Below are 20,718 nucleotides of genomic sequence, written 5' to 3'. Positions count from 1 at the left end.
TCGCCAGAGAAGTGATGCCTCATGCAATGACTCGACGCGCGCACTGACAGCAGTCATCGACACGCACGCGTCAAAGCGGCGTCCAGACGCGCCCAGCCCGATTCATCGCCCGGCAGACCGAAACGCAGACTGTTCGGGGCATCGAAACGACGCACCAAAATGGCCTGTCGCGCCAAGACGTCCTGAATCCGCTCGGCCTCATGGGTTCTGACCCACTGAAAGAGCGCCGTACCACCGGCGGGCGGCAGGCCATGTCCATCGAGCAGATCGACGAGACGCGCTGCGCGCCGATGCAGAGACCGGCGCTCCGTCTCCTGCCAGGCTCGATCCGACAAGGCCAGACGCGCGACCTCGCGCGCCGGACCCGCCAGGGTCCAGGGCCCGAGCAGCCGTCTCACACGCTCGCGCAAACCGAGGTCGGCGAAGAGAAAGCCGACCCGCGCACCGGCCAACCCAAAGAATTTGCCAAGCGAGCGCAGCACCACCAGTCCCTCTCGGCCGGCATAAGGCAGCAGGCTCGACTCGGGAGTCGTGTCCATAAATGCCTCGTCGACCACCAGCCAGCCACCGCGCTCGGCGAGACGCGCATGCCAATCGAGCAATCGCTCGACCGGCCAGCGCCGACCGCTCGGGTTGTTGGGATTGATGACGACCAGCACATCCAGCTCCCCGGCCCCATCGATCAAACGCTCTTCGATCTCGGCATCGTCGAGCTCGACCACTGTGTGCCCGGCACGGCGCCAGGCATGGGCATGCTCGCGATAGCCGATACGCGGGATCCCGGCCCGCCCCGGATCGCGCAGCATGGGCAGGGCCTGAATGGCCGCCTGCGAGCCGGCCAGCGGCAAGGGGTTCGAGGCGCCATAGTAGTCGGCTGCGGCCGACTCCAAATCGTCCTCGTCCTCGGGAAGGCGTCCCCAGCAGGCCGCCGCAAGCGGCGGCACAGGCCAAGGCACGGGATTGATGCCGGTGGAGAGGTCGAGCCAATCGGCGACTGGAATGCAATAACGCTCGACGGCTTGGCGCAAACGCCCGCCATGCTCGGGTGGTGCCAGATCGATCAGAGGAAGATCTCCAACGCGAATAGAAACGCCCCCCCTGCAACGGGATCGGGCAACGGAAATCCGAGCCAACGAGATTCTCGGATGAAGCCAGTCAATCTGCCATTCGCGAGCCATCACCGCAAGTGCGGTGGACCAGCCGGCGCTGGAAATGGGACCAGATCATCGGGCGCCGCAAAAACTTAACGTGTACCCTTCTCATCACTCCCCGAACCAAGAAACAAATGAATCAATCGTCACCAAGGAACCGGACCATATCGCATTGGGTGCAATTTGGATGCAATTTCTCATGAAATGACGTGAACCTCGACGAGGATTCGATCTTCACGACTTGGCGACACTGCGCTCAGCAGGTATCTTCCTCCGCTGCCTTATCATCAGACACGGATTCGAGACTTTCCCAGCAGAAGAGGTCTTGTTGCAAATGTCATTTCTCGCCAGCGCAGAACCCGATTCGTTGACGACCGACCACTAATCGCCTTTGGCGCGGGCCACCCGGCAACGACGAGGCTCGACTGGCCATGATGTATTTGCGGCACCCCTTGCATTTCGGGTCCGGATCGAGATCCTATCTAGAGGAAACCACATGCCCTCCGCACGAACCCTTTTCATCGGACTACTGGCGTTGCTCGCCCCTTTTGGGGTCTTCGCATCCGGAACGACCGAGCATCTCGACCTCAATCTGACGGCCCATTGGGTCGGCTACACCGCACTCATCATCTTCGGCCTGGCCTATGCGCTGGTCATGGCCGAGGAATTCCTGCATCTGCGCAAGTCCAAACCGGTCATCATCGCGGCGGGCGTCATCTGGTGCCTCATCGCCTACGTCTATGCGCTGCATGGCGAGCCGCATCTGGCCGGCGAGGCGGTCCGGCACAATCTGCTCGAATATGCCGAGCTGATGCTCTTCCTACTGGTCGCCATGACCTACATCAACGCCCTGGAGGAGCGTCTCGTCTTCGATGCGCTGCGCGCCTGGCTCATCCGCAAGGGGTTCGGGTTCCGCTCGCTGTTCTGGATGACCGGTATCCTCGCCTTCTGCATCTCGCCGATCGCCGACAATCTCACCACCGCTCTGCTCATGTGCGCCGTGGTCATGGCCGTCGGCGGCGACAATAAGCGCTTCGTCACCCTCGCCTGCATCAACATCGTGGTCGCAGCCAACGCCGGCGGCGCTTTCAGTCCCTTTGGCGACATCACCACGCTGATGGTCTGGCAGAAGGGCATCGTCGACTTCTTCGGCTTCTTCAAGCTGCTGGTCCCCTCGATCGTCAACTTCGTCGTCCCCGCAACCATCATGTTTCTGGCGGTCCCCAACCTCAAGCCGGACGCAGCCGACGAAGACGTGCACATGCGCCGTGGCGCGCGCCGCATCATCCTGCTGTTCCTGGCGACCATCACCACCGCAGTGTGCTTCCACAACTTCCTGCACCTGCCGCCCGTCATCGGTATGCTGACCGGCCTGGGATACCTGCAGTTCTTCGGCTACTACCTGCGCGAAACCCACGACAGCTGGCATCTGCGCAACCAGGACAAGGCGACCCTGGTCGGCGATATGACCCCCTTCGACGTCTTCAACAAGGTCGCCCGCGCCGAATGGGATACCTTGCTGTTCTTCTACGGCGTGGTGCTCTGCGTCGGCGGTCTCGGCCAGCTCGGCTATCTCTCCATGGCCTCCGAGGTCATGTACGAGCAATGGGGGCCGACCCTCGCAAACGTCACCGTCGGCGTGCTCTCGGCCATCGTCGACAACATCCCGGTCATGTTCGCGGTCCTGACCATGAATCCAGACATGAACGAGACCCAATGGCTCCTGGTCACCCTCACTGCGGGTGTCGGCGGCTCCTTGCTCTCCATCGGCTCGGCAGCCGGCGTGGCACTCATGGGCCAGGCGCGAGGAACCTACACCTTCTTCGCCCATCTCAGCTGGACCCCGGCGATCGCCCTGGGCTATCTGGCGAGCATCGCGGTCCACCTCTGGATCAATTGACGGCGACCGACCGCCCACGCGAGGGAAGACACCCTTCCCTCGCAGCGCTGGCCATCACGCTGCTCCTAACCTGGGGCTGTGTGGCGACCGGCGCTGGCTCGCCGGATACCAAGACTCGGCATTGCCGAGTGCTGAAGGTCTTGGACGGCGATTCAGTCGTACTGAGTTGCTCGCGGAAACGGATCGAGGTCCGGCTGCATTGCATCGACGCACCGGAGAAGGACCAGCGCCCTTGGGCGGATCGCTCAAGGAACCATCTGCGCCGCATCCTGCCGGATCGAGTCGAGATGATCCCCATCGAACGCGACCGTTTCGGTCGTCTCGTCGCCGACCTCTACAGCGACACCCCCAAGCCGCAATTCATCAATCTGGAACAGGTCGTCAGCGGCAATGCCGCCGTTTATCGGCGCTATTGCAGCAACCCTAAATTCCAGCAGGCCGAGCGCAAGGCGCGAGAGGCAGAACGAGGGATCTGGAGCACGCCCGGACTGCATCAAACGCCCTGGCGTTTCCGGCACGACCGACACCGCGCTAGATCAAACCCGCAGTAGCCGTCCGCTCAAACCATCGCGGATCCGCGAGGGGCGATCCGCTCCCGAACAGGCCCCGGCCAGCACATAGTCCGGTCCATTCCCCAAGCCCATGCGTACCTGGAGTGCGGTTCGCGCCGGTCGACGCCGAGCCCGATTCGCGCTGGTCGAGACGATAGGACCACCATAGGCGCGACAGATCGCGGCCGCGATCGGGTGCGCCGTCACCCGAACCGCCAGCGTATCGAAGCGCCCCGTGAGCCAGGCTGGCGTCTGAGCGCTGGCGGGAAAGAGCCAGGTATTGGGCCCAGGCCAAGAAGACCAGATCTCCCGTAGACGCTCTTCGGGCAGCGGGGCCACGAAGGGCTGCAGCTGATCCTGATGCGAGGCGATGAGGATCAGCCCCTTGGAAACCGCTCGCTGCTTAAGCGTCAGCAGGCGTTCCACCGCCTCGCCGTCCCAGGGATCGCAGCCCAGACCGAAAACCGCCTCGGTCGGATAGGCGATCACCCCGCCCGAGCGGAGGAACTGAACAGCGAGACGGAGACGATGCGACGAAATGACTGACATGGCGGATACTCATCAAGGCGATCAACCGGACACTGTCTGCGGACAGACCACCGTTACAACGGAGCGAACAGGCGAACACAAAAGCAATAGAGGCGGACGCAACCAGCAAACAGAATCGGCTTACAGAGCAAGGCAAACCCAAGAGTCAGGACCTGGAGCAACGCTCGCACGCCGCCAAGACGCACACGCAAAGCCGACCTTAAGAGATGGAAATACGCAGAGCTCTCACCTATAGTTTCGGGCTGCGCCGTCCACGGTTGTCAACGTGAATAAACCACAGCCCCCAAAACCGAAGACCAAGCTCGACACCTGGATGGACCTCATCCGCCAGCAGAAGATGCCCGTCTTCGACGCGACGGTGCAGAAGATATTCAGACTCTCACGCGACGACAAGGCCCCCCTGTCGGACCTGGCCGGTATCATCCTGCACGACCCGGCCTTCACGGCGCGCGTGCTCAAGCTCGCCAACTCCATCCATTACAACCCTTCGAGCACGGCCATCAGCACCATCACCAGGGCCGTGATCGTGCTCGGAATCAACGCCGTCTGCAACATCTCACTGACCCTTTCGCTAGTCGAAGCCACGATCGAGGGCGCCGCAAAGCAGCGCTTCGCCCGCGAACTCGGGCGGGCCATGCACGCAGCCGTACAGGCGCGCAGACTCGCCATGGTGCGCGGCGACAAATCGCCGGAAGAGGTCTTCATCGCCACCCTTCTGACACGCATCGGCGAACTGGCCTTCTGGTGCTTCGGTGGCGAACTCGGGGAACAGCTCGAACGACTGAGCAACACTCCGGGCCTCTCTCCCGAGCAGGCGCAAGAACGCCTCCTCGGCTTCCGCCTGAGCCAGCTCAGCCGCCAACTCATCCACGAGTGGCACCTGACCGAACTTCTCCAGGATACCGTCGATCATCCAACCAAGAGAAACGACCGCGTTCTGACACTCGCGCTCGGCCATCAGATCGCGCGCTGCGCCGAGGAAAAGGGTTGGCAATCGGCAGACATGGAGAAGTTGGTGAACAAATCCGCAATCCTCGCCGCACTCTCGAAGAACGACGCGCGCAGCATGCTGCACGAAGAGGCCAAACAGGCATGCATCATGGCGGCCGATTACGGAGCCGAGTTCGCCGCCCCATACATCCCGCAACCTGCGTCTTCGCGCGACCGCAACCAGGGGTCGGCTGGGGTCGATACGTCCGTTCTCGCAAGCAAGCCCGCTCCGCCACCGGCTGGAGGACTGCCTTCGGACCATCTGACACAGATGAAGATCCTGCGCGAACTCGCGACCCTGCTGGCCGAGGAACGCTGCGACCTCAATGTCATCATGGAACTGGTGCTGGAAGGCATCTATCGCGGCATTGGAATGGACCGGGTCCTATTCGCACTGACCACCCCCGACAAACGCATCGTCAAGGCCAAGTATGCCCTGGGAGTGGACAACGAGCGCCTGATGCAGGAATTCCAGTTCGTGCGCGCCCCCGGTCAGACCAACATTCTGTTCGAGACTCTGGACCGCAAGCTGCCACGACTGGTGAATGCCCGCGATCAGGAGAGCGGCGCCGCCGTACCGGAGAGTCTCGAACATCTTGCCAACTCGGCAACCTTCATGCTGGCGCCTATCATCGTCAGCAATCAATGCATCGGAGTGCTCTACGCGGATCGGAGTCCGAGCAAACGGACGCTCGATCCGACGAGCTTCCAAGATTTCAAGCATTTCGCGCATCAGGCCAACATGGGGCTGACCCAGATCCGATCGCGTCAAAGGGGGTGATATCGTGCGAGGAGCGGAACGAAAGCCGTCTCTATCCCTGGCACTGGCCTGTATGCTCGTGCTCATTCCAGCACCCGGACCGAGCGCACGCCCGATCGATTCCATCGTCATCCACGCCACCGGCGGACCTGGATGCAAGAACGGACGGCTATGGCACGCGCCGGGCGGAACCCTCGAATCCAACCTGCGACATTTCGCCGCCCACCCCAATATCGGCTATCACTATCTCATCGGCCGCGACGGCGAAACGGTCGCCGGCACCCCAGAGGCGCAGGTCGCCTTTCATGCACGGGGACACAACACCGCCTCGATCGGCATCGAGCTGGTCAACGACGGCAACGGCAAGGATCCCTTCCCTCCCGCTCAGATCAATGCGCTGATCGATCTGCTCGCGCGTCTGCTGCATCGATACGACCTGACCCCGGATCGGATACTGGGTCACAGCGAGGTGGATCGGCGCGACTTCGTCTGCGGCGGGAAACGCTACAAACTCAAGATCGATCCCGGCGGCGAGTACCCGGGATCGCGCGGAAATTTCCCCTGGAAGCGTGTCAGAGAGGCACTGCGCTGATCGCGCAGCCAGAACGCCGCATCGTCACTCTCACTCGGATTCGAGCGGCTGCTCCTCCGATGGCTCGATGGCCTCGCGATAGCCGCATTCCTTTTGAGGACACACCTTGGCCGCACCCTTGGTCTTGGTGACCTTGAGGGTCAGGATGGGCCAACTGCATTTGGGGCAAGGCTCGGCGATCGGCGCATCCCAAACGGCATAATCGCAAGTCGGATAGGTCGAGCAGGAATAGAAGATCTTGCCGCGCCGCGACTTCTTCTTCTGCAGCGTCCCCTTGCCACCGCATTTGGGGCAGGCAACGCCCGTGTCCTCGGGCTTTTCCAACGGCTCGATGTGCTTGCAGTCGGGATAGGCGCTGCAACCGATGAACTTGCCGTAACGCCCGCGCTTGACCTCCAGCACCGAACCGCACAGCGGACAGGATCGTCCCTCGATGATTTCCGGGGCCTCCTGCTCCGCCTTGTCGGCGTTCAGGTCGCGCGTGTAGTCGCAATCCGGATAGTTGGTGCAACCGATAAAGCGCCCGTTGCGACCGAGCCGGATCGAGAGCTGGCCACCGCATTTGGGGCAGGTCTCGTCGATACGCTCTTGGGTCACATCGCTGCGTTTGACGTGCTCCTGGGTGTGATCGACCTGATCTTTGAAGGGTCGCCAGAACCGCTCCAGGAGCGGAATCCATTCCCCCTCGCCGCGCGAAACGGCATCCAGATCGTCTTCGAGCCGTGCGGTGAAATCGTAGTCGACATACGAGGTGAAGTACTCGGTCAGGAACTTGTTGACCACCCGCCCGACATCGGTCGGCGAGAAGCGCTTCTTGTCGAGCACCACGTATTCGCGGTCCTGTAGCGTCGAGATGATGGAGGCATAGGTCGAGGGACGGCCGATACCGAACTCCTCCAACGCCTTGACCAGCGACGCCTCGGAATACCGAGGCGGGGGCTCGGTGAAATGCTGCTCGGCGCGGATCTGAAGCAGATCGACCAGATCGCCCTCCTTCAGATCGGGCAGCATGCGCTCCTCGTCGTCATCGGCGCTCTTGGCGTCGTCACGGCCTTCCAGGTAGACCCGCATGAAGCCGGGCTCGGCGACCACCGACCCGGTCGCGCGCAGCAAATTGCCCTCCCCGGCGCTCAGATCGATCGCCACCTGATTGATGAGCGCATGGTTCATCTGGCAGGCCAGGGTACGCTTCCAGATGAGCTCGTAGAGCTTGGCCTGCTCCACCGTCAGATGGGCCTTGATGACCGACGGCTCACGCAGAATGGAGGTCGGACGAATGGCCTCGTGAGCCTCCTGGGCGTTCTTAGACTTGGTCTTGTAGTGCCGGGCCTGATCGGGAAGATCGCCCGCCCCGTAACGCTCGGCGATATGGGAGCGGATCTCGGTCAGCGCCTCCTCGGCCAGATTGACCGAATCGGTACGCATGTAGGTGATGAGACCCACGGCGCCGCCACCGACGTCGACACCCTCATAGAGCTGCTGGGCCACGCGCATGGTGCGCTGGGCCGTGAACCCCAACTTGCGGGCCGCTTCCTGCTGCAGGGTCGAGGTGATGAAGGGCGGCGCGGGGAAGCGCTTGCGCTGTTTGCGCTCGACCTTTTCGACCTTGAGCGTGCCATCGGCAGCCTGTTCGAGCGTCGCCTTGACCTCGGCCGCGCGCCCCTCGTCAGTGATGCTGAACTGCTCGACCTTCTCGCCGCCGAAGGTCGTCAGCTTGGCGCCGAAGGACTTCGCGTCCTTGCTCGCATCCGCCTCGATGGTCCAGTACTCCTGGCGGACGAAGGCCTCGACCTCGTTCTCGCGCTCGCAGATCAGACGCAGCGCCGGACTCTGGACCCGTCCGGCGGACAATCCGCGACGGATCTTCTTCCACAGCAGGGGCGACAGATTGAAGCCGACCAGATAGTCGAGCGCACGGCGCGCCTGCTGGGCATTGACTAGATCGTAGGAAAGCTCGCGCGGATTGGCGATCGCATCCTGCACGGCCCGCTTGGTGATCTCGTTGAAGACCACGCGGTACACGGGACGCTTGCCAAGCTGCTTGCGGCTCTTGAGCAGCTCGTAGAGGTGCCAGGAAATGGCCTCGCCTTCGCGGTCCGGGTCGGTCGCGAGATAGAGGGTGTCGGCTTCCTTGAGCTTCTTCGCGATCGCCTGGACGTGCTTCTCGTTGCGATCGATGATCTGGTACTTCATGGCGAAGCCATGATCCGGATCGACCGCGCCCTCCTTAGGAACCAGGTCGCGGACGTGTCCATAGGAGGCGATCACCTCGAAGTCGGCTCCGAGGTACTTCTTGATGGTCTTGGCCTTGGCCGGCGATTCGACGATGACGAGGTTCATGCGGGATTCTATTGGATTTTGCGTCGTTTCTTTTAGGTTAAACCCAGGACGAAGCTCGACGTCAAGAACCTTTGGAGGAATCGCCGATGCGTAGATGCAGTCGAATGCCTATGCAATGCGTCTCTTGCGGATGCAAGACGCGGGGCGATTCGACACCAGAGCATCAGCACTCGCTGAACGGAAGGTGCCGAACCGAGTTCGAGATCAGTGCAGATAGACGGGATCTTCGTTGTAGAGCATGTCTTCCATCTGGGTGAAGGCATCCTCTTGCCCCGGACGATTCATCAGGACCAGCAGCGCCACCCACTTGACCTCGTCCGCCAGGACCTGAGGATGATCGATCGCCAGCAGACGATCGATCACGAGTTCGCGACTGACCGGGTCCAGGATCCCACCATGCTCCAACGACATCAGCAGCCCCCGCACCTCGGGATCCAGCTTGCTGCATTCGAGATCGCTGTAGACACGGATGGAGCCGACCGGATGGAGATGTCCCTCGGTTGCCTCGACGCCAACAGCGAGTTCGTCGAGCCAGCGCAACGCCTTATCGATCTCGGTCTGACTGAAGCCGGCCTGAGCCAGCTCGTCCTCAAGCTCGCTTTGCTCGACGGGCGGCTGACCATCGCCATCCATGTAGTTCTCGTAAAGATAGATCAGGACATCGACCATATTTTCGTACATCAGCCAACCTCGATGGCATCTTCGATCCGAAGATCGAAGCAAACGCGCGCCGATCGGCGCCAAAACGGGACTTCGCTAGCCGGAAGAACGGCAGTAGCGTCCACCCGGAACCGATGATACATGACCATTCAATTCCAGGAGCAACAACATGGACATCACCTGATCCGCCGGCAGACCCGTGCGCGCGATCAATTCGTCCGGGGCCATCGGATCGAACGCCAATGCATCCAGAAGGCGCCGCTCATCCCCTCGCAGAGCCTCGACGGGCATCGCATCATCTCCCGACGAGGCTGGCGACTGGCTGGCGGACGCCAAAGCTGCGTTCAACAGCGGCGCCAATTCGGCCAGGATATCGGCGGCGCTCTCGACCAGCCTGGCACCGTCGCGGATGAGACCATGACACCCTCGCGCCAAGGGATTGCGGATCGAGCCGGGAACGGCGAAGACCTCCCGTCCCTGCTCCAGGGCACAACGCGCCGTAATGAGCGAACCGCTCTTGAGCGCCGCCTCCGTGACCAGCACCCCGAGACTCAATCCACTGATGAGTCGGTTGCGGCGCGGGAAGTTGCGCGCCAGCGGCCCACATCCCGGCGGAAACTCACTGACCAGGGCACCGTTCTCGGCGATGCGGCAGGCCAAATCCAGATGGGAGGCCGGGTAGACCAGATCCGGCCCCGTCCCCATCACGGCGATGGTTTGACCGGATTCGAGCGCGGCGGCATGGGCCGCACCGTCGATTCCGACCGCAAGCCCACTGGTGACGACCAGCCCGAAGCCCGCCAACTCGCGGACCAGCTCGGCGGTGATCTCGCGCCCGCCCGGGGTCGGGTTGCGACTGCCGACGACGGCGATCTGAGGCTCGCGAAGCAGTGCGGGATTGCCCCGGACATAGAGCAGCGGAGGCGGATCCGCGATCTCCATCAACTGCGGCGGATAGGACGGACCGTCAATGGTGATCAGGTGCGCATCGGGGCGCTCGCCCCAGTTCAGGATAGCCTCGACGGATTCGGTATCCGGCTGTTTGAGCGCGTCCACGCAGGCCGGTTTGAGCCCCAGCTCGGACAGCGCCGATCGGGACGCGGCGAGCACGCCGGCCGGATCGCCGAAATGCTCGCAGAGACGCACGGCGGTGCGCGGACCGATCCCGGGCGCCGAGAGTAGAATGAGCCAGTCGCGGGTGGATCGTCGAACATCGCGCAACGATCCACCCGACGAGGAATCAGGATGGGGGGGAGGCAATCCAATCGCCGACGTTGATGAAATGGCTCGCCTTCAGAATCACGCCGAAGCTGACTCGTTCAAAGGATCGAAAGACCATCAGGACGCCTGACTGCTCGAACGGTTTGAAATACTTCTGGTTGTTACGGCGAAAGTCCATGTGCAACGGGAAGGGGGCATTGGAGTCCGGCTCATCCGCCCGCCAGCCTTTTTTCTCGTAATCGCTGCCGAACCAGAACTCGCTGGAGAGAGGGCCCGGACCGCGCCAGTTCGGATCGTGGGCGCCGCTCTTGACCATATCCCGCTCCTTGGTGCCACCGATGTAGGTCTCGAAGACATGTCCCGGCTCGATTCCGTCACGCGTGCCTCGATTGATCACGACGACATCGTAGGGTCCGATCTGGGACACCCCGTTGAGCACGGAGATGATGCGTCCGCGCAGCCCCTCGGGCGCCGGGTGCGGGAAGAAGTTCTCCAACCGACGCTCCGCATCGCCCGGGATGACGCGATCCCCGATCGAGACCTGGCGCTCCATGCTCACGACCTTCAGCTTGGCCGGATCACCGATCCGCTCCAACTGCGCGTCGGCGACGAACACAGCCTCGTAACCGAGCAACTCGTTGCTATCCGGATCCCTCAGCTCGTCGCCAGGACGCAGGATCTGGAATGCCGTCTGGGTATTGGTGGTGATGCGACGGACATAGATCGAATCGCCGACCCCGGCGATCAGATGCTCGTCCGGGAAACCGACGACATAGGGCGCGCGCTTGATGTCCTGCGCATCGGCGACGTAGGGCCGGGTCAGAAAGGGTCCGATACTTGAGATCCGAATCGTCGGCACCGCCTCCGAAAGCGGCGAGGAGCGCACATGCGGAGTCAGACGCACCACGCGCGGCCCGGCACCGCGTCTGGCCCGAATACGCGGCTCGCCGCCAACCATGGTCAGCTCCAGCACGTCGCCCGGGTAGATGAGATCGGGATCCCCGACGCCAGGATTAGCCTGCCAGACCTCCGGCCAGAGCCAAGGATCTCTCAGGAATCGTCCAGCGATATCCCAGAGCGTGTCACCCGAGCGAACTACATAGGTTTGAGGAGCATCCGGCGCAAGCTCGGCCCCGGAGGCGATCGGAACCAGCAGAATCATTGACCCCAAGAGGAGCGACGTTCGAATGAAATGGCGAATGGCGACGCGCATGGACCCTCCACGATGGTCGAAACGGGATTCACCCGCCCCTACTAAGGGGTGTAGTATCTTAGCGATAGTAGCGCACACGACTTCATGACTTCCACCCGTTCGATCTCCTGAGAGACATCCTGTCCGGGCCTTAGGGTTCCGGCTCGTCGCGCACGAGGTGGAGACTCCCCGAAACATATTGCATTCCGACATCTAAAGATGGCCAAGCTCGATATCCTCACCTTTCCCGACCCCAGACTGCGCTTGAAGGCGCTGCCCGTGACTCAGGTCGACGACTCGGTCCGCGAGCTGGTCGACGACATGCTCGAGACCATGTACGCCGCGCCCGGCATCGGCTTGGCCGCAAACCAGGTCGACGTGCAGCTCCGGCTCGTGGTGATCGACACCTCCGAGAATCACGATACGCCGATCTGCCTGATCAACCCCGAAATTCTCTCGAAAGAGGGCAAGACGCAGATGGACGAGGGCTGCCTCTCGGTGCCCGGCTTCTTCGAGCCGGTCACGCGCGCCGAGACGGTCACGGTCAGCGCGCTCGACCGCAACGGCGACCCCTTCACCCTGGATGCAGACGGACTGCTGGCCGTCTGCATCCAGCACGAACTCGACCACCTGGACGGCAAGCTGTTCGTCGATCACATCTCCATGCTCAAGCGTCAGCGTATTCGCCGCAAACTCGAAAAGGATCAGCGCCAAACGCAGGCCGCAGAGCCGCGCCGGGGTGCCATCTAGTGCATCGCATCCTCGTCTCCCGTCGCCCCACGACACCAAGCGCCAGATCATCGTTCGATCAGAGCCCGTCCCACCGACTGCAACGCAAGGATCGCCCATGAACCGGCTGAAGGTCATCTTCGCGGGAACGCCAGAATTCGCGGTCCCGAGCCTCGCCGCGTTGATCGCCGCCGATCTAGATGTGGTCGCGGTCTATACCCAGCCGGACCGCCCGGCCGGACGTGGCAGAAAACTACAGATGAGCCCGGTCAAGGAGTTGGCGCTCAGCGCCTCCATTCCGGTGTTCCAACCACTGAGCCTGAAGCGCGATCCGGACGCGGTCGCCCAGCTGCAAGCGCTCGGCGCCGATCTTATGGTGGTCGTGGCCTATGGGCTGCTGCTGCCCACGGATGTGCTGGACGCACCCCGGCTCGGCTGCGTCAACGTCCATGCCTCGCTCCTGCCGCGCTGGCGCGGCGCCGCACCCATCCAACGCGCGGTCCTGGACGGCGACGCCACCACCGGCGTCTGCATCATGCGCATGGAGGCCGGACTCGACACGGGTCCGGTCTACCATCGGGTCGAAACGCCGATCGCACCGCGCGAGACCGGCGGATCGCTGCATGATCGCCTCTCGACTCTGGGCGCGGAGGCGCTGGTCGCGGCCTTGCCCGGGATCGCCGACGGCTCGACCGAACCCGAACCGCAGGACGACACGGCCGCCACCTACGCCCACAAGCTGAGCAAGGAAGAGGCCGCGATCGACTGGTCCTTGAGCGCGACGGCCATCGAGCGCCAGATCCGTGCCTTCGACCCCTGGCCGGTCGCACAGACCCAGCTCGATGGCGAAACGCTGCGCATCTGGGACGCCGAGGCGGAAACCGACACCAACAGCGCACCGCCCGGCACCGTGCTGGAAACCGGCAAGACCGGCATCCGGGTTGCAACCGGCGCGGGACACCTGCGCATCACCCGCCTCCAGCCATCGGGAAAAAAACCTATGCGCGCGGCGGACTATCTGAATGCACGCAATCTGGATGGCGCTCGCTTTGGTTGAATCCGCTAGAACCAAGGCCACTCCGGCGGGTGCGCAGGCACGCGCCACAGCGGCACGCGCCGTCTATCGGGTCCGCGACCGTGGCGAATCGCTGACTCGGGTCATCCCAAACGCCCACTCGACCGAATCGAGCGCGGATCATGCCCTGATACAGGAGATGAGCTATGGCACGCTGCGTCTGCTGCCGCGTCTGGAGGCCATCTCTGCGCGTCTGCTGAACCGCGCACTCAAGCACGGCGACCGCGATCTCGACGCGCTCATTCTGGTCGGGCTCTATCAGCTGAGCGCCATGAGCACACCGCCGCACGCGGCCGTGTCGGCCACGGTCGATGCCGCCAGATTGCTCGGAAAGGCCAACAAGGCACCGCTGGTCAACGCACTGCTGCGACGCTTCCAACGCGAACGCGAGGCATTGGAGGCATCCGTCGACCGCGATCCGGATCTGCGATGGCTCTTCCCAGCCTGGCTGCTCAATCGTCTGCGCACGGCCTGGCCGGACGATTGGCAGCGGATCGTCGAGGCCAGCAACGACCGGGCCCCCATGAGCCTGCGCGTCAATCGCATGCACCTCGACCCGCAGCAATACGCCGAACGCCTGGCTGCGTCAGACATCGGCTCGTCGCCCATACCGGGCTGCGAGGCCGGTCTGATGCTGAACCGACCGCGACCGACGCGCGAGCTACCCGAGTTCGACCGTGGCTGGGTCTCGGTCCAGGACGCCGGTGCACAACTCGCCGCCCAGCTGCTCGACGCCCAGCCCGGACACCGGGTGTTGGATGCCTGCGCCGCACCAGGCGGCAAGACCGCCGCGATCCTCGAACGCGTGGACAACCAGGTGGAGCTGACCGCGATCGATCAGGATCCGGCGCGTCTCGCCTCGGTCCAAACCCTCTTGAGCCGATTGGGATTGAGCGCCGAGGTCGCGGTCGGCGACGCCAGCGCTCCGTCCGGAGACTGGACCGAGCGCCGTTACGACCGCATCCTGCTCGACGTCCCCTGCTCTGCCACCGGCGTCATCCGCCGCCACCCCGACATCAAATGGCTCAGACGCGAGAGCGACATCGAAACGCTCCGCGAGACCCAGCGACGCATTCTCGACGCCATCTGGCCGCTCCTCGCGCCGGGAGGACGCCTGCTCTACGCCACCTGCTCGCTGCTGCCGGAGGAAAATCAGTCTCAGGTCGCCGCCTTTCTGTCGCGCCGACCCGAGGCGCGCGAAATCGCACTGGAAACGCCGAGCGGACGTGCGCTGCAACATGGCCGTCAGCTTCTGCCGACAATGGGCGGAAACGACGGTTTCTATTACGCACTGATCGAGAAGGACGCCGCATGAGGTCTCCGCATCCGATCGGACTCAGAACCTCTCTCCAGCTCGGAATCGCGCTCTGCCTCGCGGTCGCGCTCGCCTCGCCGATCTTCGCCAAGGACGACTTCGAGGTGCGGCAGGCGCAGATCCGGCTCGTCGATGGTCTCTATCGCCTGAGCGCCCAAGTCGATTTCGACCTCAGCGACAATGCCTTGGAGGCGCTCGACAACGGTGTGCCGCTGACCATCGTGACCCATATCCAGGTCCGCCGCACCGAGGCATGGATGTGGGAGGATAGCCTGCTCGACCTGCAGATCCGCAACGCCATCCGCTACAAACCGCTCTCGGAGAACTACGAGGTGTACCGCCTTCCCGGCTCGACCGGCCGCAGCTTCGTCACCCGCGAGGCGGCGATTCGGGCGCTCGGCGAGTTGACCGATCTGCAACTCGTCGACCAGAAGGCTCTCGACCCGAACGAGGACTACGAGGTCCAGATCAAGGTCTTCCTCGACATCGAACAGCTGCCCCTGCCCCTGCGCCCCCTCGCCTATCTGATGCCATCCTGGAAACTCGCCAGCGGGTGGACCAAATGGCCGATAACACACTGAACTGGAGGCGCGGACTCGGCACCCTGCCGGTCGCCCTCCTGATCGTGGGTCTGTTCGTCGTCCTGGTCCTGATGCGGGACGCCGTACAGAACTCCGAGACCCTGAGCCGCGCCTTCGTCCCACTGCTCGCGCTGGTCCTTGTCGGACTGGCCGTGCTCGTGGTGCTGGTGATCGTCAACGTGGTGAAGCTGGTTCGGCGCTACCGACGCCAGGCGGCCGGATCGCGTCTGACCGCGCGTATCGTCGTGCTCTTCGCGCTCATCTCGCTGCTGCCGGTGGGCGTGGTCTACTACTTTTCGCTCGGTTTCCTGCTGCGCGGGATCGACAGCTGGTTCGACGTCGCCATCGGCCGGGCGATGCAGGACGCCCTGGTGCTCAATCAGGCGTCGCTGGATCTCAATCAACGGGTCCTGACCAAGTACACCGAGCAGCTCCTGGACAGCATCGAGGATCGCTCCTCGACCGCGATCGCGCTCAGCCTCAACAATCTGCGCCGTCAGGCCGGCGCAATCGAGCTGACCGTCTACGGCCAGGGCGGGATGGTACTGGGAACCTCCAACGAGGATCCCACCCAATTGGTCCCCAATCATGCCGAGCGCGAGATCCAGCAGAGCGTGCGCGCAGGGACCAACTACGTTGGTCTCGAAAGCGGCTCCGGCGACGACCTGGTGGTGCGCGTCCTGGTGCAGGACCCGCGCGGACGCCCGATGCAGATGCAGGCGATCTTCCCGACCTCGGCGCGCATCAGCGAACTCTCGACCCGACTCGAAGACGCCTACAACCGCTACACCGAACTCGCCTATCTGCGCCAGTCGCTCAAGTTCAGCTTCTCGCTGACCCTCTCGCTGGTGCTTCTGTTCGGACTCATGGCGGCACTGATCGCGGCCTTCCACACCGCGCGCAGGCTGGTCGCGCCCATCGCCGATATCGCCCGAGGCACGCGCTCGATCGCCGAAGGCGAATACGAGCAGCAAATCCCGCTGCCGAGCCACGACGACGAGCTCACCTTCCTGGTCGCCTCCTTCAACGCCATGTCTCGCCGCATCAGCCAGGCACGCGACGCCGCCGCGCGCAGCAAACAGGCGGTCGAGACCCAGCGCAACTATCTGGAGACCGTCCTCGGGCGACTGTCCTCCGGCGTGGTCGCCTTCGACGACAACCAGCGCATGCGCACCGCCAACCCGGCCGCGCGCAGCATCCTGGCACTGGAGTTCGCCGAGGACGCCGGCCCCACGCTGGAGCGGATCGAGCGCGGCCAACCCTGGATAACACCCTGGACCGAGACGGTGCGCAAGCACCTCGCTGCCGGCCAGGCCTGGCGGGCCGAGGTGACGCTGCAACGCGCCGAGGGCAATCAAACCCTCATGTGTCGAGGCAGTCCCTTGCCGCTCTCGGACTCCAAGCATCGCGGTCACGTGGTGGTCTTCGACGACATCACCTCGCTCATCACCGCCCAGCGCAACGCCGCCTGGGGCGAGGTCGCGCGACGTCTGGCGCACGAGATCAAGAATCCGCTCACCCCGATCCAGCTCTCGGCCGAACGCCTGCGCCATAAACTGCTACCCAAGGCAGAGGAGGCGAGCGCCGACTTCATCGACCGCTCCACGCGCACCATCATCCAGCAGGTCGAGGCCATGAAGGCCATGGTGAACGACTTCTCCGACTATGCCAGGACGCCGCAGATTCAGCAGACACCGCTCGTCTTCGACACGCTGGCGCAGGAGGTTTTGGATCTCTATCGCAGCGCCGGCACGACCTCGCTCGATATCCAACTCGGCACACCGGGGCTCTTGGTGCGGGGCGATCCGTTGCGCCTACGTCAAGTCATCCACAACCTGATCAAGAACGCCCAGGAGGCGTTGGACGGGCATGAGGCCGCACGCATCCAGGTCTCCACGCAACGCCTAGAACGGGAGGAAGGACCCTTCATCCAATTCGTGGTCGCCGACAATGGACCGGGGTTCGATTTTCAGCTCATGGATCGTCTATTCGAGCCCTATGTGACCACCAAGGCCAAGGGCACCGGGCTCGGTCTGGCGATCGTCAAGAAGATTATTGAGGAGCACGGCGGTATGATCACGGTCGAAAACACCGGTGAAGGCGCCCTCATCAGGGTTAAGCTGCCGGTCTGGCAAGCCGCCTCGCCGGCGACCCAAGGTCAGGAGCAACACACAGACTCATGAGCGCAACCCATATACTGGTCGTCGACGACGAACCCGACATTCGCGGCCTGGTCAAAGACATCCTCGAAGACGAAGGCTACACCGTCGCCATCGCCGAGAACGGCGAGGCCGCGCGTCACGCCCTGCGCGACCGACGTCCAGATCTGATCCTGCTGGATATCTGGATGCCCGACATCGATGGCATCACACTGCTCAAGGAATGGTCGGAAGAGGACGATCTCCCCTGTCCCGTCATCATGATGTCCGGCCATGGCACGGTCGAGACGGCCGTGGAGGCGACCCGCCTGGGCGCCTACGACTTCCTCGAAAAGCCCCTTTCGATGGCCAAGCTCCTGCTGACCGTCGAGCGCGCGCTCGAAGCGGACAAGCTCCAGCAGGAGAACATCGGACTCAAGCGCCGCGCCCCGCAGGTTCACGAACCGGTCGGGCGCAGCGCCGTCATGCAGCGCCTGCGCGAGCAGGTCAAGCGCATCGCCCAGCACGACACCTGGGTGCTGATCACCGGCGAATCGGGCAGCGGTCGCGAAACCTTCGCCCGTTATCTGCACTCGCAGAGCGCCCGGCGCGAGCGGCCCTTCGTCGATCTCAGCGTCTCCTCGCTGGCCGGCGGCAATGCCTCCCGCGAGCTCTTCGGCACCGAGGACGGCGAACACACCCATTACGGCAGTCTCGAAAAGGCGGCGGGCGGCACGCTGCTGCTCGACGAAGTCGCCGACATGGAGTGGGAGGCGCAATCCAAGCTCCTGGGCGCGCTCGACAGCGGATCCTTCCTCCGGGTGAGCGGCAACGAGCCGGTCCGCATCGACGTGCGCATCGTCGCGGTGACCCAACGCAATCTAGAGGACGAGGTCCGGGCCGGACGCTTTCGCGAGGATCTCTTCTACCACCTCAACGTGGTCCCGCTGAACATCCCGTCGCTTCAGGAGCATGCCGAGGACGTTCCCGATCTGCTGAATTTCTATCTCGACTATTTTGCCACCCACGAGAAGCTGCCCTATCGCCGCTTCAGCGTCGGCGCCCAGAATTTCCTGCGCAACTACCCCTGGCCAGGCAACGTCCGCGAGCTGAAGAACCTGGTCCAGCGCGTCCTCATCCTGGGTGCCGGCGACGAGATCAGCCAGAAAGAGGTCGAGAGCGCCCTGGGCGCGCCACCACCGGTCCAGGCTCAGGCACTGGAGGGGCTCGTCTCCTTCGACCAGCCGCTGCGCCAGGCGCGCGAACAGTTCGAGAAGGCCTATCTCGACTATCAGCTCGAAAAGCACGCCGGCAACGTCAGCAAGATGGCCAAGGAGGCGGGGATGGAGCGCACCCATCTCTACCGCAAGCTGCGCTCGCTCGGCATCGAGATCAAAGAACGACGATGAGGGATCAGCTTCCAGCTTCCAGCAGCCAGCTTCCAGCGGAGCAATCGGCACGCTCGGCAGCCGACCATCGCCTTATGCAAGCTCCATGGCCATCGCCCCTGGAGCGCCTTGGGCGCCCCTCTTCTAGCTGGAAGCTGGAAGCTGGAAGCTGGAGGCCCGCATGAAAATCATCATTCTCGGAGCCGGCCAGGTCGGCACCTCGGTGGCCGCCAATCTGGTCAGCGAGGCCAACGACATCACGGTCGTCGACCACAACCCCGATCTGTTGCGCGAGCTGCAGGATCGATTCGACCTGCGCACCGTGATGGGCCACGGCGCCCATCCGGACGTATTGCTGCGCGCGGGGGCAGAGGACGCGGACATGATCATCGCCGTGACCAACAGCGATGAGACCAACATGGTGGCCTGCCAGGTCGCCTACACGCTCTTCCACACGCCGACCAAGATCGCCCGGGTACGCGCGCCGAGCTTTTTGGAACAACCCAAGCTGTTCAGCTCCGACGCACTGCCGATCGATGTCGCCATCAGCCCGGAGGCGCTGGTCACCGATTACATCATCCGACTGATCGAGAATCCCGGAACGCTTCAGGTACTGGACTTCGCCGGCGGACGCATCCGACTGGTGGCGGTCAAGGCCTATTACGGTGGCCCCTTGGTCGGTCAGGAGTTGCGCACGCTGCAGGAACGCATGCCACAGGTCGAAGCGCGGGTGGCCGCCATCTACCGCCAGGACCGCGCCATCCAGCCCGAGGGCGATACCGTCATCGAGGTGGACGACGAGGTCTTCTTCCTCGCCGCGCCGGTGCATATCCGCGCCGTCATGGGGGAGCTTCGACGACTCGACGAATCCTACAAGCGACTCATCATCGCTGGAGGCGGCAACATCGGCACCCGGCTGGCCAAGGCACTGGAACAGAGCTTCCGGGTCAAGATCATCGAGCGCAAGCTGGGGCACTGCAAACGCATCGCCGAGACGCTGGAGAAGACCATCGTGCTGCATGGCGACGCGGCCGATCAGGACCTGCTCCTGGAGGAAAACATCGAGAGCACCGACGTCTTCTGCGCCGTCACCAACGACGACGAGGCCAACATCCTCTCAGCCATGCTGGCCAAGCGGCTCGGCGCACGCAAGGTGATGGCGCTGATCAATCGCGCCTCCTACGTCGACCTGGTTCAGTCTGGCACCATCGACATCGCCATCTCGCCCCAGCAGGCGACCATCGGCAGCCTGCTCAAGCACGTGCGGCGCGGCGACGTGGTCATGGTCCATTCGCTGCGGCGCGGCGCGGCCGAGGCGATCGAGGCCATCGCCCACGGCGACAAGATGTCGAGCAAGGTGGTCGGACGCGCCGTCGGCGACCTAAAGCTTCCCAAAGGGGCCTCCATCGGGGCGCTGGTGCGCGGGGATGCGGTGCTCATCGCGCACAAGGACACCATCATCGAGTCAGAGGATCATGTCATCCTCTTCCTTCAGGACAAAAAACGCATCTCCGAGGTCGAGCGCCTATTCCAGGTCGGCGTGACCTTCCTCTGACCCGACCCACCGATATTCGCGATCCGGATCC

Annotated in this window: 17 protein-coding genes; 11 read left to right on the top strand and 6 right to left on the bottom strand. The window is 63.5% G+C overall.

Annotated features, from left to right (window positions below):
* Window positions 1-53: 53 nt before the first annotated feature.
* Window positions 54-1,028, bottom strand: a complete 975-nt coding sequence (cobD, locus tag ACFSJC_RS03645; protein ID WP_386023367.1) for a threonine-phosphate decarboxylase CobD — start codon at window positions 1,026-1,028, stop codon at window positions 54-56.
* Window positions 1,029-1,647: 619 nt separating this feature from the next.
* On the opposite strand from cobD, the gene nhaD reads away from it, so the two are divergent.
* Window positions 1,648-3,051 (top strand): sodium:proton antiporter NhaD, encoded by a 1,404-nt coding sequence (gene nhaD, locus ACFSJC_RS03640; protein WP_386023364.1) that lies wholly within the window; start codon window positions 1,648-1,650, stop codon window positions 3,049-3,051.
* Between the two features lie 140 nt (window positions 3,052-3,191).
* Complete coding sequence (locus ACFSJC_RS03635) at window positions 3,192-3,602, top strand: thermonuclease family protein (RefSeq protein ID WP_386023361.1); 411 nt, start codon at window positions 3,192-3,194, stop codon at window positions 3,600-3,602.
* Here the strand turns inward: ACFSJC_RS03635 and tsaC are convergent.
* Complete coding sequence (gene tsaC, locus ACFSJC_RS03630; RefSeq protein WP_386023358.1) at window positions 3,588-4,151, bottom strand: L-threonylcarbamoyladenylate synthase type 1 TsaC; 564 nt, start codon at window positions 4,149-4,151, stop codon at window positions 3,588-3,590. The two genes, ACFSJC_RS03635 and tsaC, sit on opposite strands and share 15 nt — an antisense overlap.
* 265 nt (window positions 4,152-4,416) lie before the next feature.
* Here tsaC and ACFSJC_RS03625 point away from each other — a divergent pair, with 265 nt between their 5' ends.
* Window positions 4,417-5,922 carry an HDOD domain-containing protein gene (locus ACFSJC_RS03625; RefSeq protein ID WP_386023355.1) on the top strand — a complete coding sequence of 502 codons (1,506 nt, stop codon included), beginning with the start codon at window positions 4,417-4,419 and terminating at the stop codon, window positions 5,920-5,922.
* A 52-nt stretch (window positions 5,923-5,974) separates the two neighbouring features.
* Window positions 5,975-6,493 (top strand): N-acetylmuramoyl-L-alanine amidase, encoded by a 519-nt coding sequence (locus tag ACFSJC_RS03620; RefSeq protein ID WP_386023352.1) that lies wholly within the window; start codon window positions 5,975-5,977, stop codon window positions 6,491-6,493.
* 30 nt (window positions 6,494-6,523) lie between these two features.
* Here the strand turns inward: ACFSJC_RS03620 and topA are convergent, their stop codons facing one another.
* The 4 genes from topA to ACFSJC_RS03600 all read right to left on the bottom strand — a co-directional run bounded on the left by topA (window position 6,524) and on the right by ACFSJC_RS03600 (window position 11,927).
* Window positions 6,524-8,833, bottom strand: a complete 2,310-nt coding sequence (topA, locus tag ACFSJC_RS03615; RefSeq protein WP_386023350.1) for a type I DNA topoisomerase — start codon at window positions 8,831-8,833, stop codon at window positions 6,524-6,526.
* Window positions 8,834-9,037: 204 nt separating this feature from the next.
* Window positions 9,038-9,514 carry a Smg family protein gene (locus ACFSJC_RS03610; RefSeq protein WP_386023347.1) on the bottom strand — a complete coding sequence of 159 codons (477 nt, stop codon included), beginning with the start codon at window positions 9,512-9,514 and terminating at the stop codon, window positions 9,038-9,040.
* 75 nt (window positions 9,515-9,589) lie between these two features.
* Window positions 9,590-10,714: a DNA-processing protein DprA gene (gene dprA / locus ACFSJC_RS03605; RefSeq protein WP_386023344.1), complete on the bottom strand. Its 1,125-nt coding sequence runs from the start codon at window positions 10,712-10,714 to the stop codon at window positions 9,590-9,592.
* 19 nt (window positions 10,715-10,733) lie between these two features.
* Complete coding sequence (locus ACFSJC_RS03600) at window positions 10,734-11,927, bottom strand: LysM peptidoglycan-binding domain-containing protein (RefSeq protein WP_386023341.1); 1,194 nt, start codon at window positions 11,925-11,927, stop codon at window positions 10,734-10,736.
* 198 nt (window positions 11,928-12,125) lie between these two features.
* On the opposite strand from ACFSJC_RS03600, the gene def reads away from it, so the two are divergent.
* The 7 genes from def to trkA all read left to right on the top strand — a co-directional run bounded on the left by def (window position 12,126) and on the right by trkA (window position 20,687).
* On the top strand, window positions 12,126-12,656 hold the full coding sequence (def, locus tag ACFSJC_RS03595; RefSeq protein WP_386023338.1) for a peptide deformylase: 531 nt from the start codon (window positions 12,126-12,128) through the stop codon (window positions 12,654-12,656).
* A gap of 97 nt (window positions 12,657-12,753) precedes the next feature.
* The gene (gene fmt / locus ACFSJC_RS03590; protein WP_386023335.1) at window positions 12,754-13,692 is read left to right on the top strand and encodes a methionyl-tRNA formyltransferase; all 939 of its coding nucleotides are present in this window, start codon (window positions 12,754-12,756) and stop codon (window positions 13,690-13,692) included.
* Entirely contained in the window at window positions 13,658-15,025 is a 1,368-nt protein-coding gene (gene rsmB, locus ACFSJC_RS03585; protein ID WP_386023332.1) for a 16S rRNA (cytosine(967)-C(5))-methyltransferase RsmB, read from the top strand. The genes fmt and rsmB overlap by 35 nt, the downstream gene beginning before the upstream one ends.
* The gene (locus ACFSJC_RS03580) at window positions 15,022-15,606 is read left to right on the top strand and encodes a DUF4390 domain-containing protein (RefSeq protein WP_386023329.1); all 585 of its coding nucleotides are present in this window, start codon (window positions 15,022-15,024) and stop codon (window positions 15,604-15,606) included. Before rsmB ends, ACFSJC_RS03580 begins: the two co-directional genes overlap by 4 nt.
* A complete protein-coding gene (locus ACFSJC_RS03575) occupies window positions 15,588-17,789 on the top strand; it encodes a sensor histidine kinase (RefSeq protein ID WP_386023326.1) in 2,202 nt (733 codons plus the stop codon). Before ACFSJC_RS03580 ends, ACFSJC_RS03575 begins: the two co-directional genes overlap by 19 nt.
* Window positions 17,786-19,153, top strand: a complete 1,368-nt coding sequence (locus ACFSJC_RS03570) for a sigma-54-dependent transcriptional regulator (protein ID WP_007039096.1) — start codon at window positions 17,786-17,788, stop codon at window positions 19,151-19,153. Before ACFSJC_RS03575 ends, ACFSJC_RS03570 begins: the two co-directional genes overlap by 4 nt.
* A gap of 160 nt (window positions 19,154-19,313) precedes the next feature.
* Window positions 19,314-20,687 (top strand): Trk system potassium transporter TrkA, encoded by a 1,374-nt coding sequence (trkA, locus tag ACFSJC_RS03565; protein ID WP_386023323.1) that lies wholly within the window; start codon window positions 19,314-19,316, stop codon window positions 20,685-20,687.
* The last annotated feature ends 31 nt before the right edge of the window (window positions 20,688-20,718 follow it).

This window comes from Thiorhodococcus fuscus, from assembly GCF_042682685.1.
Lineage (GTDB): Bacteria > Pseudomonadota > Gammaproteobacteria > Chromatiales > Chromatiaceae > Imhoffiella > Imhoffiella fuscus.
The sequence above is the reverse complement of the archived record's forward strand: the minus strand, read 5'-3'. Positions and strand labels throughout refer to the sequence as shown.